This is a genomic window from Streptomyces sp. NPDC025273 (assembly GCF_040638585.1).
GTDB classification, from domain to species: domain Bacteria; phylum Actinomycetota; class Actinomycetes; order Streptomycetales; family Streptomycetaceae; genus Streptomyces; species Streptomyces cinereorectus.
The window spans coordinates 437202-449592 of the sequence record NZ_JBEZYP010000001.1 but is presented as its reverse complement, the minus strand read 5'-3'; the positions used below and the strand labels follow the sequence as shown (position 1 = coordinate 449592).

At 70.8% G+C, this 12391-nt stretch carries 11 protein-coding genes; 7 read left to right on the top strand and 4 right to left on the bottom strand.

Annotated features, from left to right (window positions below; translation table 11 throughout):
* Window positions 1–113 precede the first annotated feature (113 nt).
* The gene (locus tag AB0F38_RS01865; RefSeq protein WP_361885137.1) at window positions 114–923 is read right to left on the bottom strand and encodes a DNA-formamidopyrimidine glycosylase family protein; all 810 of its coding nucleotides are present in this window, start codon (window positions 921–923) and stop codon (window positions 114–116) included.
* A gap of 76 nt (window positions 924–999) precedes the next feature.
* The gene (locus AB0F38_RS01860; protein ID WP_361885135.1) at window positions 1000–1488 is read right to left on the bottom strand and encodes a ribose-5-phosphate isomerase; all 489 of its coding nucleotides are present in this window, start codon (window positions 1486–1488) and stop codon (window positions 1000–1002) included.
* A gap of 243 nt (window positions 1489–1731) precedes the next feature.
* Between AB0F38_RS01860 and AB0F38_RS01855 the strand changes: the two genes are divergently transcribed.
* Entirely contained in the window at window positions 1732–3171 is a 1440-nt protein-coding gene (locus AB0F38_RS01855; RefSeq protein WP_361885133.1) for an amino acid permease, read from the top strand.
* Window positions 3172–3420: 249 nt separating this feature from the next.
* On the opposite strand, the gene AB0F38_RS01850 is transcribed toward AB0F38_RS01855, so the two are convergent.
* Window positions 3421–4014: a biotin transporter BioY gene (locus AB0F38_RS01850; protein ID WP_361885131.1), complete on the bottom strand. Its 594-nt coding sequence runs from the start codon at window positions 4012–4014 to the stop codon at window positions 3421–3423.
* 266 nt (window positions 4015–4280) lie between these two features.
* Between AB0F38_RS01850 and AB0F38_RS01845 the strand changes: the two genes are divergently transcribed.
* The 5 genes from AB0F38_RS01845 to AB0F38_RS01825 all read left to right on the top strand — a co-directional run bounded on the left by AB0F38_RS01845 (window position 4281) and on the right by AB0F38_RS01825 (window position 8712).
* Complete coding sequence (locus AB0F38_RS01845) at window positions 4281–5705, top strand: amino acid permease (RefSeq protein ID WP_361885129.1); 1425 nt, start codon at window positions 4281–4283, stop codon at window positions 5703–5705.
* 163 nt (window positions 5706–5868) lie between these two features.
* A complete protein-coding gene (locus tag AB0F38_RS01840) occupies window positions 5869–6540 on the top strand; it encodes a CatB-related O-acetyltransferase (RefSeq protein WP_361885127.1) in 672 nt (223 codons plus the stop codon).
* Complete coding sequence (locus AB0F38_RS01835) at window positions 6537–6692, top strand: hypothetical protein (protein ID WP_361885125.1); 156 nt, start codon at window positions 6537–6539, stop codon at window positions 6690–6692. The genes AB0F38_RS01840 and AB0F38_RS01835 overlap by 4 nt, the downstream gene beginning before the upstream one ends.
* Window positions 6693–6914: 222 nt before the next feature.
* On the top strand, window positions 6915–7973 hold the full coding sequence (locus AB0F38_RS01830; protein ID WP_361885123.1) for a glycerophosphodiester phosphodiesterase family protein: 1059 nt from the start codon (window positions 6915–6917) through the stop codon (window positions 7971–7973).
* A gap of 97 nt (window positions 7974–8070) precedes the next feature.
* Window positions 8071–8712 carry a superoxide dismutase gene (locus tag AB0F38_RS01825; protein ID WP_361885121.1) on the top strand — a complete coding sequence of 214 codons (642 nt, stop codon included), beginning with the start codon at window positions 8071–8073 and terminating at the stop codon, window positions 8710–8712.
* A gap of 167 nt (window positions 8713–8879) precedes the next feature.
* On the opposite strand, the gene AB0F38_RS01820 is transcribed toward AB0F38_RS01825, so the two are convergent.
* Window positions 8880–9530 (bottom strand): DsbA family protein, encoded by a 651-nt coding sequence (locus tag AB0F38_RS01820; protein ID WP_361885119.1) that lies wholly within the window; start codon window positions 9528–9530, stop codon window positions 8880–8882.
* A 142-nt stretch (window positions 9531–9672) separates the two neighbouring features.
* Between AB0F38_RS01820 and pepN the strand changes: the two genes are divergently transcribed.
* Window positions 9673–12252, top strand: a complete 2580-nt coding sequence (gene pepN, locus AB0F38_RS01815; protein ID WP_361885117.1) for an aminopeptidase N — start codon at window positions 9673–9675, stop codon at window positions 12250–12252.
* The last annotated feature ends 139 nt before the right edge of the window (window positions 12253–12391 follow it).

Here is a 12391-nt window from a genome sequence, read left to right as displayed (position 1 = left end):
GCGGGGCTGCTTCAGGACAACTTCGAGGCCTGCCGCAGACGGTGCCGGGTGCCGGAAGGGCCGACGGGGCCGCGCGACGCCCGACCTGCACGGCGGCTCGCCCCGCGGGCAGGTCAGGCCCGCTGGCAGACAGGACACCAGAAGAGGTTGCGGGCGGCCAGGTCCGCCGTGCGGATCCCGGTGCCGCAGACATGACAGGCTTGGCGGGCCCGGCGATAGACGTAGACCTCGCCGCCGTGGTCGTCGACACGTGGGGGACGCCCCATCGCCTCGGGCAGGTGCTCGGGGCGGACCGTGTCGATCCGGTTCTTCCGCACGCCTTCGCGCATCAGTGCGCGGAGGTCGGCCCAGATGGCGTCCCACTCCCCCCGCGTCAGGTCCTTGCCGAGGCGGTACGGGTCGATGCCGTGCCGGAAGAGGACCTCCGCCCGGTAGACGTTGCCGACGCCGGAGACGACCTTCTGGTCCATCAGCAGGGCGGCCACCGTGACGCGGCTGCGGGAGATCCGCTGCCAGGACCGTTCGCCGTCCTCGTCGGTGCGCAGCGGGTCCGGGCCGAGCCGGTCGTGTATCGCGCGCTTCTCCGGGCCGGTGATCAGCGCACAGGTGGTGGGGCCGCGCAGGTCGGCGTGGTGGGCGTCGTTGGCCAGGCGGAGCCGGACCGTGTCGGTGGGCGGCGGCGCCGGCGCCGTACCGAAGCCGAGCTTGCCGAACAGGCCCAGGTGGATGTGGACCCAGGCCGATCCCTCGAAGCCCAGGAAGAGGTGTTTCCCGTGGGCGTCGACGCCGGTGAAGGTCCGGCCGTCCAGCAGTGCCGCGCTGTCGGAGAACTTCCCCTGCGGGCTGCTCACCCGCACCGGACGGCCCGCGAACCGCTCGCGGTGGTCCGCGGCGAGACGGTGGATCGTATGCCCCTCGGGCACGGCGGATCTCCTCGGTGAACCGACCGTGCCGCCGGGCGGGACCCGGCGGCACGGGAAAGCGGGGGTGCGGGCTGGTTCAGCCCTGCTGCGGGTGGTGGGCCGGGATCGGGGGGAGCTCGCCGGTGCTCTCGTACGCCGACAGCATCTCGATGCGGCGGGTATGCCGCTCCTCGCCCGAGTACGGAGTGTCCAGGAAGATCTCGACGAACCTCGTGCACTCCTCCAGCGAGTGCATCCGGCCACCGATGGCCACCACGTTGGCGTCGTTGTGCTCGCGGCCGAGCGCGGCCGTCTGCTCGCTCCAGGCGAGTGCGGCGCGAACGCCCTTGACCTTGTTCGCGGCGATCTGCTCGCCGTTGCCCGAACCGCCGATGACGATGCCGAGGCTGCCCTTGTCCGCGGCCGTCCGCTCGGCGGCACGGAGGCAGAACGGCGGGTAGTCGTCCTGGGCGTCGTAGATGTGGGGACCACAGTCGACGGCCTCGTGGCCGTGGGCGGTGAGCCACGTGACGAGGTGGTTCTTCAGTTCGTAGCCAGCATGATCGGAGCCGAGGTACACGCGCATGGTGCGAAGTGTGGCATGAACGGGCCGGGGTATCCGCCAGCGGGGTCGGGACCCACCGGACGGTCCGGGGCTCCGGTCCAGGGGCGCTGTGTGCAACGCCACGTGGGCAACGATCGGTCAAAGAAACGGATTAAGGGGTTCCGTTCCAGGTGCCGCTCGGGCTTGAATGCGTGGCCTTGCCTTTGCGGCACTCCCGCGGGGCAGGGCCGACCCACGTGATCAGAGAACGTAAGGATTCGATCCATGACGTCGCAGACGACGCTGACCGAGCCTGGCCCACAGCCCGGCGAGCCGGGCAAGCCGGACTCCCCGGACGGACTCCAGGCCGGCCTGAAGAACCGTCATCTTTCGATGATCGCCATCGGCGGAGTGATCGGCGCGGGCCTCTTCGTCGGCTCCGGCGCCGGTATAGCCGCCGCGGGGCCGGCCATTCTCCTGTCGTACGCGCTGGTCGGCCTCATGGTCGTCTTCGTCATGCGGATGCTCGGTGAGATGGCCGTCGCCCGGCCGAGCTCCGGCTCCTTCTCCGCCTACGCGGACCGGGCCCTGGGCCGCTGGGCCGGCTTCTCGATCGGCTGGCTGTACTGGTTCTTCTGGGTCGTGGTGCTCGCCGTCGAGGCCACGGCGGGTGCCAAGATCCTGGAGGGCTGGATCCCGGGCGTGCCACAGTGGGCCTGGGCCCTGATCGTGATGGTGGTGCTGACGGCGACCAACCTGGTTTCGGTCGGCTCGTACGGCGAGTTCGAGTTCTGGTTCGCCGGGATCAAGGTCGTGGCCATCGGTGCCTTCGTCGTCGTCGGCATGCTCGCCGTCTTCGGCCTGCTGCCGGGCTCGGACAATCCCGGATCGGGCCTCGCCCACCTCACGGACACCGGCGGGTTCTTCCCCGAAGGTCCGGGCGCCATCCTCACGGGTGTGCTGATGGTCGTCTTCTCCTTCATGGGCAGCGAGATCGTGACCCTGGCGGCCGGTGAGTCGCAGGACCCGCAGCGCGCCGTCTCCAAGGCCACCAACAGCGTGATCTGGCGTATCGCCATCTTCTACCTGGGCTCGATCTTCGTCGTCCTGACGCTGCTGCCGTGGAACGACCCGTCGATCGTCAAGGACGGTTCGTACGTCGCGGCGCTGAACGCCATCGGCATCCCGCACGCCGGCCAGGTCATGGACGTCATCGTGCTGACGGCCGTGCTGTCCTGTCTCAACTCCGGCCTCTACACGGCTTCCCGCATGGCCTTCTCGCTCGGTCAGCGGGGGGACGCGCCGAAGGCCTTCGCCCGCGTGAACAGGCGGGGCGTGCCGCAGGCGGCGATCCTCTCCTCCGTCGTGTTCGGCTTCGTGGCGGTCTTCTTCAACTACCGCTGGCCTGACACGGTGTTCCAGTTCCTGCTGAACTCCTCCGGCGCGGTGGCCCTGTTCGTGTGGCTGGTCATCTGCTTCACCCAGCTGCGGATGCGCGGCATCATCCTGCGTGAGTCGCCCGAGAAGCTGGTCGTACGGATGTGGCTCTTCCCGTACCTGACCTGGGCGACGATCGCGATGATCTCGTTCGTGCTGGTCTACATGCTGACCGACGACGCCGGACGCGAGCAGGTGCTGCTCTCGCTGCTGGTCGCGGTGCTGGTGGTGGCCGTCTCGCTGGTGCGCGAGGCACGCAGCCGGAAGGCACCGGCCCCGGTCGAGTGACCACCGCCCAGGCCTGACGACGGGTGTCAGGCACACCCGGGAGGCTCTCCCCCGCCACGCGATCCAGCGAGCGACGGAGGGCCTTCCTCGTGTCCGGCCCACGGGCCGCCGTGCGGACCCGCCCCGCTCAGCGGCGCGTCCCCCGCCCCGTCGCCCTCGACGGGGACGCGGCCCCCGAGGCCCAGGACGCGCGAGAGGCCCGCCGGTCCTGTCGCGGCCCGGCGAGCCTCTTCGGTGGTGCCTGTGGTGTCAGCCGCGGCGGCCGGCGAGCTTCCAGGCAGCGGGCAGCGCACCCATGGCCAGCGCGGCCTTGAGCGCGTCGCCGATCAGGAACGGCACCAGGCCGGCCGCGATCGCGGCGCTCATCGACATCCCGGTGGAGAGCGCCAGGTACGGCACGCCGACCGCGTAGATGATCGCGGAGCCGACGGCCATCGTCCCCGCGGTCCGCAGGACGGAGCGGTCGCCGCCGCGCCGGGCGAGGCCGCCGACGACCGTGGCGGCGAGCAGCATGCCCAGGATGTAGCCGAACGAGGCGCCGCCCGCGCCGGAGCTGCCCTCGGAGAACCACGGCATGCCGGCCATGCCGACCAGCGCGTACAGGGCGAGGGAGAGGAACCCGCGCCGGGCGCCGAGCGCGGTGCCGATGAGCAGCGCGGCGAAGGTCTGCCCGGTGACGGGCACCGGGGAGCCGGGCACGGGCACGGCGATCTGGGCCGCGATGCCGGTGAGGGCGGCGCCGCCGACGACCAGGGCCGTGTCCACGGCGTAGCGGTGCCGGACGGCGGGCAGCAGGTCGGCGAGGACCGCTCCGGAACGGATGGGGGCGGCAGCAGTGCTCATCGGGACTCCGCGGGTGAGGGCAGCAGGACGGGTGGGGACGGACTGAGGGTGACGTTAGCCGACGGAATATCGCTCGATCACCATCAGCCGCCCACAAAGCGGCGGTTGAGGGATTAGTGGGGTTCGAACAAATGGCGCCACGCAATCACTCCTCGGCGTGATGCTTGTCACGGTGGTGAGGATGGTGCGACTCCCCGCACGGGAAGGGCACGGAGGACGTGAGACTGTAGCTTCCCCATAAATGATCCGAGAGTGACCCTCAGCTCATGCACGATGCGTCTCCCCCCGCGCACACCCCCGGCCCGTCCGGCTCCGCTCCGCCGGAACCCGTTCCTTCCGAACCCCTGGCCCACGGCCTGAAGCAGCGCCATCTGACGATGCTCGGACTGGGCGGGGTGATCGGCGCCGGGCTGTTCGTCGGCTCGGGTGCCGGGATCGCGGTCGCCGGACCCGCCATCGTCCTCTCGTACCTGATCGCGGGCACGCTCGCGATGCTGGTGATGCGGATGCTCGGCGAGATGTCGGCGGCGATGCCCGCGTCCGGGTCCTTCTCCGTGCACGCGGAACGCGCCCTGGGCCGCTGGGCCGGATTCAGCGTGGGCTGGCTCTACTGGTTCCTGCTGGTGGTGGTCCTCGCCGTGGAGGCGACGGCCGCCGCGCAGATCGCCCACTCCTGGGTTCCGGCGGTGGATCCGTGGCTCTGGGTGCTGCTCTTCATGGTGGTGTTCACCGTGGCCAACCTGACAGCCGTGAAGAACTTCGGCGAGTTCGAGTTCTGGTTCGCCGCGCTCAAGGTGGCCGCGATCGTGGTCTTCCTGGCGCTCGGCCTGCTGGCCGTCTTCGGGGTCCTCCCCGACAGCGGTCCGGTGGGACTGGTGAACCTCACCGGTCAGGGCGGCTTCCTGCCGAACGGCTGGGCCGGCGTCGTCTCCGGTGTGCTCACGGTGGTGTTCGCCTTCGGCGGGCTGGAGGTGCTGACGATCGCGGCGGCGGAGACCGAGGACCCGGCACGCGCGGTGGGGCGTGCGGTGCGCAGCGCGATGGTGCGCATCCTGTTCTTCTACGTCGGCTCGATGCTGGTGATCGTGACCGTGCTGCCGTGGACCGCGCAGCGGGCGGGGCTGAGCCCGTACGTGAAGGTGCTGGACGCGATCGGGGTGCCGTCGGCCGGGCAGATCATGAACATCGTGGTGTTCGTGGCGCTGCTCTCGGCGCTCAACGCCAACCTGTACGGGTCGTCCCGGATGATCTTCTCGCTCGCCGAGCGCGGCGAGGCGCCGCGCGCACTGCTCAAGGTGTCGGGGAGCGGCGGCAGCGGGGTGCCGCGACGGGCTGTGCTGGCCTCGGTGGCCTTCGGCTTCGTCTCCGTGCTGCTCAACCTGCGCTGGCCTGACTCGGTGTTCCTCTACCTGCTCAACTCGGTCGGCGCGGTCCTGCTGTTCGTGTGGGGTCTGATCGCCGCCTCGCAGCTGCGGCTGCGGCGCAGGCTGGAGCGCGAGGCACCGGGTGCGCCGGCCCTGCGGATGTGGTGCTTCCCGTATCTGACCTGGCTGACGCTGGCCGCCCTGCCGGCCGTCCTGCTGCTGATGCTCACCGATGACGCGGCCCGCCCTCAGGTGCTGTGGTCGGCCGGGGCCACCGGGCTGGTGCTGCTCGTCGCGGCCGCGCGGGAGCTGCGGGCGAAGCCGTAGGCGGGTGCACACCCTTGTGTGAGCCGGGTGACCGTACGGCCCAGCGGTTGCGCGGGTGCGCTGCCTCGCGCACCGCCGTCTGTCGATGATCGCCCGGGCCGGAGCACGGCACGTCGGCCAAAACTGAGTGCATGAGGCACGGTCGTTCTGCGAGGGTGCCCCCATGAATCCCCTCCCCGCCGATCCCACGGTGCTGCACCCGATGCCCGGCCAGCCCCGGGTGGTGCAGCTGAAACCCCTGATCACCTCGGAACTGATCGAGGTCGGTGAGTACTCGTACTACGACGACCCCGATGACGCGACCGCGTTCGAGACCCGCAACGTGCTGTACCACTACGGTCCGGAGAAGCTCGTCATCGGCAGGTTCTGCGCGCTGGGAACCGGGGTGCGGTTCCTCATGAACGGCGCCAACCACCGGATGGACGGCCCGTCCACGTTCCCGTTCCCCACCCTGGGCGGCTCCTGGGCCGACCACTTCGACCTGCTGGCCGGTCTGCCGGGCCGGGGCGACACCGTGGTGGGCCACGACGTGTGGTTCGGCCACCGGTCGACGGTGATGCCGGGCGTACGGATCGGGAACGGCGCGATCATCGCCGCGGGTGCGGTCGTCACCCGTGACGTGCCGGACTACGGCATCGTCGGCGGCAACCCGGCGACGCTGATCCGCACCCGGTACGACGACGCGGACATCGCCCGGCTGCTCGCCGTCGCCTGGTGGGACTGGCCCGCCGAGCACATCACCGAGCACGTCCGCACGATCATGTCCGGCAGCATCGACGAGCTGGAGACGGCCGCGCCCGGGGCCCCGCCCGGCCGGGACGCCGAGCCCCGATGAGCACCTCGCCCGCCTCCGTACGGAGATGGAGCACCGGCCGGCCCGCCCGCCGGCGCCCGGCCAGGCCCGCGTCGAGCAGGACCTTCCACGTGGGACTCCTCTTCGCCTTCGCCGCCCTGGGGATGCTCTTCGGGGACACGATGGCGGGCTGATTCGTCCCGTGGGAGTGGAGAGGCGGCCGGCCACCTCCTGCTCCGGCTGCCCGTGGCACCCCCTCCGCTGTTCGCACCGCGGCCCAGGTCCCCCTGACCCCGGCGTTCCCGATGGCCGCCCAACAGCCGTACACGCGCCCGTACATGAGGCGGCAAGGCCCCGTCCGCACTGCCGTAACCCCTCGTGGCTTTGGTGGGTCTCCCACCACACGAGGAGTCAGCATGTCCCAGCACCCCAGGCGCCGTTCGCTACTCCTGGCCACGGCCGCCGTGTCGGCAGCCGCGGCGGCTCCGGCCGCCGCCGCGGACCGCGGCGAGGGACGGCGCGGTCCGCTGGTCATCGGCCACCGGGGCGCGGCCGGCTGGCGGCCCGAACACACCGCTTCCGCCTACACCTTCGCGGTACGCGCCGGGGCCGACTGGATCGAGCCCGACCTCGTCCCGACGAAGGACCATGTCCTGGTCGTGCGCCACGAGAACGAGATCTCCGGTACGACGGACGTGGCCGCGCACCCGGAGTTCGCGGGCCGCCGCGCCACGAAGACGGTGGACGGCCGTGCCGTCACCAGCTGGTTCACCGAGGACTTCACCCTCGCCGAGCTGAAGACGCTGCGCGCCGTGGAGCGGCTGCCCCTGGTCCGCAACCGCAACACGGTCTTCGACGGACGCGAGCAGGTCCTGACCTTCCAGGAGGTCGTGGATCTGGCCCGGGCGCTGTCGAAGCAGCACGGCCGCCGGATCGCGGTGTTCCCCGAGACGAAGCACCCGACGTACTTCCGCTCGATCGGCCTGCCCCTGGAACCGGAGCTGGTCCGGATCGTCCGCCGCAACCGGCTCACCGCCCGTGACTGCGTCGTCCAGTCCTTCGAGCCCTCCAGCCTGCACCGGGTCGCCGGGGCGCGGCTCGGCCTTCCGCTCTGGCAGGCGCTGGGCACGAGCGGCGGCCCGTTCGGCCACCCGGTCACGTACCGGGAGATGATGACGCCCGCCGGGCTGCGCGAGATCGCCTCGTACGCGCAGTGGATCGGGCCCGACAAGTCCTCGCTCGTGCCGCCGCTCACCCTGCTGGCCGACGCCCACGCGGCGGGGCTGAAGGTCGGCGCGTACACGTTCCGTGCCGAGAACCAGTACCTCCCCGCCGCCTACCGCAGGGGCACCGTGCCGGCCGAATTCGGTGACGCCTTCGCGGAGTACGCCTTCCACTTCGGTCAGGGGGTGGACGCGGTCGTCACGGACTTCCCGGACCTGGCGGCGGCGGCGCGCGAGGGTCTGCGGTCCTAGGTCCAGCGACTGATCACTTCCGCTGTCTCCTCCTGCTAGCCTGCAATTGCGAACGACTTGCAATAACGAAACGTCAGCAGTTGGAGGGTTCGAACCCATGGCCACGTACACGCTTCCGGAACTCCCGTACGACTACGCGGCGCTCGAACCGGTCATCGACCCGCAGATCATCGAGCTCCACCACGACAAGCACCACGCGGCGTACGTCAAGGGCGCGAACGACACCCTGGAGCAGTTGGAAGAGGCCCGCGACAAGGAGGCCTGGGGGGCGGTCAACGGCCTCCAGAAGAACCTCGCCTTCCACCTGTCCGGCCACATCCTGCACTCGATCTACTGGCACAACATGACCGGCGACGGCGGCGGGGAGCCCCTCGCGGCGGACGGTGTGGGCGACCTGGCCGACGCGATCGCCGAGTCCTTCGGCTCGTACGCGGGCTTCAGGTCGCAGCTGACGAAGGCCGCCGCCACCACGCAGGGTTCCGGCTGGGGCGTCCTGGCGTACGAGCCGGTCAGCGGAAGGCTGATCGTCGAGCAGGTCTACGACCACCAGGGCAACGTCGGTCAGGGCTCGGTCCCGATCCTGGTCTTCGACGCCTGGGAGCACGCGTTCTACCTGCAGTACAAGAACCAGAAGGTCGACTTCATCGAGGCGATGTGGCGCGTCGTCGACTGGCAGGACGTGGCGAAGCGGTACGCCGCGGCCAAGGAGCGCGCGGACGTGCTCCTGCTCGCCCCCTGACGGTCCCCGGGCGTCCTGCCCCGTGATCGTCTTCTCAGCCTTCACCCGGCAGGCGGATGGACGGAGAACCCCCGCGAGGACGTGACTCGCGGGGGTTCTCCCCTGCCGGGGCGGCTTCGGGAACGCCGGGCGGGGCGCCCACCCGGCAGCGCACCCCGCGGCGGGGGTCAGTCGAAGACGGGGTCCTGCGTACGGGTGCGCTTGATCTCGTAGAAGCCGGGGACCGACGCCACGAGCAGCGTGCCGTCCCACAGCTTGGCCGCGTCCTCGCCCTTCGGGGCGGGGGTGACGACCGGTCCGAAGAAGGCGATCTGCTCGCCGTCGGGGCCCGGTACGGCGATGACCGGGGTGCCGACGTCCTGGCCGACCTTGTCGATGCCTTCCTGGTGCGAGGCGCGCAGCTCGGCGTCGTACGCGTCGGAATCGGCGTGATCCGCGAGCTCCACCGGCAGGCCGACCTCCTCCAGCGACGCCACGACCGCCTCGCGGGTGGGCCCCTCGCCCTTGTTGTGGAAGCGGGTTCCCATGGCCGTGTACAGGGGGCCGACGACCTCGTCGCCGTGCTTCTCCCGGGCGGCGATCACGACCCGGACCGGGCCCCACGCCTTGGTCGCCAGCATGTCCCGGTACTCCTCGGGCAGCTCGTCCAGCCTGTTCTCGTTCAGGACGGCCAGGCTCATGACGTGCCAGCGGACCTCCACGTCGCGGACCTTCTCCACTTCCAGCATCCAGCGGGAGGTCATCCAGGCCCAGGGACAGAGCGGGTCGAACCAGAAGTCCGCCGGGGTCCTGCTGTTCGACGTGCTGTTCTCGGGCATGTCTCTCCTCATGAGGTCGTCTCGCGCCTGGGGTGGAAACGCCACGGGACGCTCCCGCCATTCCCGCTCACAGGTGCTCGCGGCCGCATGGGAGGATCCACGGTGTTCGAATAAGACATAAATGAGTCACAAAGGAGTGCTCGTGCCCGGTGAGAACCTGTCCCGCGACGAGGCCCGCGAAAGGGCCGAGCTGCTGACCGTCGACGGATACGAGGTCGCTCTCGACCTGCGTTCCGCCGTCGGTGAGTCCGACGGGGAGGCGCCGCGCACCTTCCGCTCGGTGACCACGATCCGTTTCCGTGCCGCGCGCGCGGGTGCCTCGACCTTCGCCGACCTGCTGGCCCCGTCCGTGAGCACGGTGACGCTGAACGGCAAGGCGCTGGACCCGGCGGCCGTCTTCGACGGCACCCGGATCGCACTGGACGGCCTCGCCGAGGGCGAGAACGTCCTGGTGGTCGACGCGCAGTGCGCGTACAGCCGGACCGGCGAGGGCATGCACCGGTTCGTCGACCCCGAGGACGGCGAGGTCTACCTCTACACGCAGTACGAGCCGGCCGACGCACGGCGCGTCTACGCGAACTTCGAACAGCCCGACCTGAAGGCGCCCTACCGCTTCGAGGTGACGGCCCCCGAGAGCTGGACGGTCCGGTCCAACGGCGCGGAGGAGTTCCACGAGGGCGAGGTGTGGCGGTTCGCGGAGACGAAGCCCATCTCGACCTACATCACGGTGGTCGTCGCGGGTCCGTACCACTGCGAGAGCGACCTCTACACCCGTACGTTCGACGACGGTTCGAAGCTGGAGATCCCGCTGGGCGCGATGTGCCGCAAGGGGCTCGCACGGCACTTCGACGCGGACGACATCTTCCTGATCACCAAGCAGGGCCTGGACTTCTTCCACGACCACTTCGACTACCCGTACCCGTTCGGGAAGTACGACCAGGCGTTCGTGCCCGAGTACAACCTCGGCGCCATGGAGAACCCCGGCTGCGTCACCTTCCGCGAGGAGTACATCTACCGCGGCAAGGTCACCTCGGCCTCCTACGAGCGGCGCGCCAACGTCATCCTGCACGAGATGGCGCACATGTGGTTCGGCGACCTGGTCACCATGCGGTGGTGGGACGACCTGTGGCTGAAGGAGTCCTTCGCCGACTTCATGGGGTCGTTCTCGATGGTGGAGGCCACCCGCTTCACCAACGGCTGGATCACCTTCGCCAACAACCGCAAGGCCTGGGCGTACCGCGCCGACCAGCTGCCGTCCACGCACCCGGTCACGGCCGACATCCGTGACCTGGAGGACGCCAAGCTGAACTTCGACGGCATCACGTACGCCAAGGGCGCCTCGGTGCTGAAGCAGCTGGTGGCGTACGTGGGACGGGACGCGTTCCTGGAGGGCGCGCGCCGCTACTTCAAGCAGCACGCGTACGGCAACACCCGGCTGGGCGACCTCCTCTCGGTGCTGGCCGAGACGTCCGGGCGTGACATGACCGCCTGGTCGCGCTCGTGGCTGCAGACCGCGGGCGTCAACGTCCTGACGCCTGTCGTGACGTACGACGCGGCGGGCCGGATCGCCGAACTCGCGGTGATCCAGGAGGCGGCCGACTCCCACCCGGAGCTGCGCCCGCACCGGGTCGCGGTCGGCCTGTACCGGCTCTCCCCGGAAGGTGCGCTGGTGCGGTTCGCGCGCGCCGAGGCGGACGTCGCCGGCGTGCGCACCGTCATCGCGGACCTGGCGGGTGGCGAGCGGCCGGATCTGGTGCTGGTCAACGACGACGACCTCACGTACTGCAAGGTCCGCTTCGACGAGGGGTCCCTCGCCACGCTGCGCGAGCACCTCGGCGACATCACCGACCCGCTGGCCCGGGCGCTGTGCTGGTCCGCGCTGTGGAATCTGACCCGGGACGCGCTGCTGCCGGCCCGCGACTTCGTCTCGCTGGTGCTGGCGTTCGCCGGCCGGGAGTCGGACATCGGCGTGCTCCAGATGCTGCACTCCTGGACGCAGTCGGCGCTCGTGCACTACGCCGCGCCCGCGTGGCGCGAGGAGGGCGGCCGGGTGCTGGCCGAGGGGGCGCTCGGGGAGCTGCGTCTCGCGGAGCCGGGCAGTCAGCACCAGCTGACCTGGGCCCGGTTCTTCGCATCGGTCGCCACCTCGGACGCGGACTTCCAGCTGCTGGGCGGCCTGCTCGACGGCTCGGCCGTGATCGAGGGCCTGGACGTCGACCAGGAGCTGCGCTGGGCTTTCCTGTGCCCGCTGGCAGCGCACGGGGTGGCCGACGAGTCCGTCGTCGACGCCGAACTGGCCCGCGACGACACGGCGTCGGGCAAGCGCCACCACGTGCGGTGCCTGGCCTCGCGCCCCTCGGCGGCGGTCAAGGCACAGGCCTGGGCGGCGGTCGTGGAGTCGGACAAGCTGTCCAACGCGCTCGTCGGGGCGACGATCTCGGGCTTCGTGCAGCCCTCGCAGCGGGAGCTGCTGGCGCCGTACACCGCCTCGTACTTCGAGGCGATCGAGCGGGTGTGGGAGGAGCGGTCCATCCAGATCGGCATGGACGTGGTCAAGGGGCTGTTCCCGGGGCTGCAGGACGATCCCGCGACGCTCGCGGCGGCGGACGCGTGGCTGACCTCGCACCCGGCCGCGGCGCCGGCGCTGCGGCGGCTGGTCCTGGAGGCGCGGGACGATCTGGCCCGGGCCCTGCGGGGCCAGGAGCGCGACGCGGCGGCATGACCCGGCCGGCGCGTGTCCGCGGCTGACGCGGCGACCGCCGGCCCGCGCGCCCCGCACACCCGTGCGGGGCGCGCACTGCCCAGTCCCCGGCCCTGACCGCGGGGCTGCCGGAGCAGCTGTGGAACGTGGGCCTGTGCCC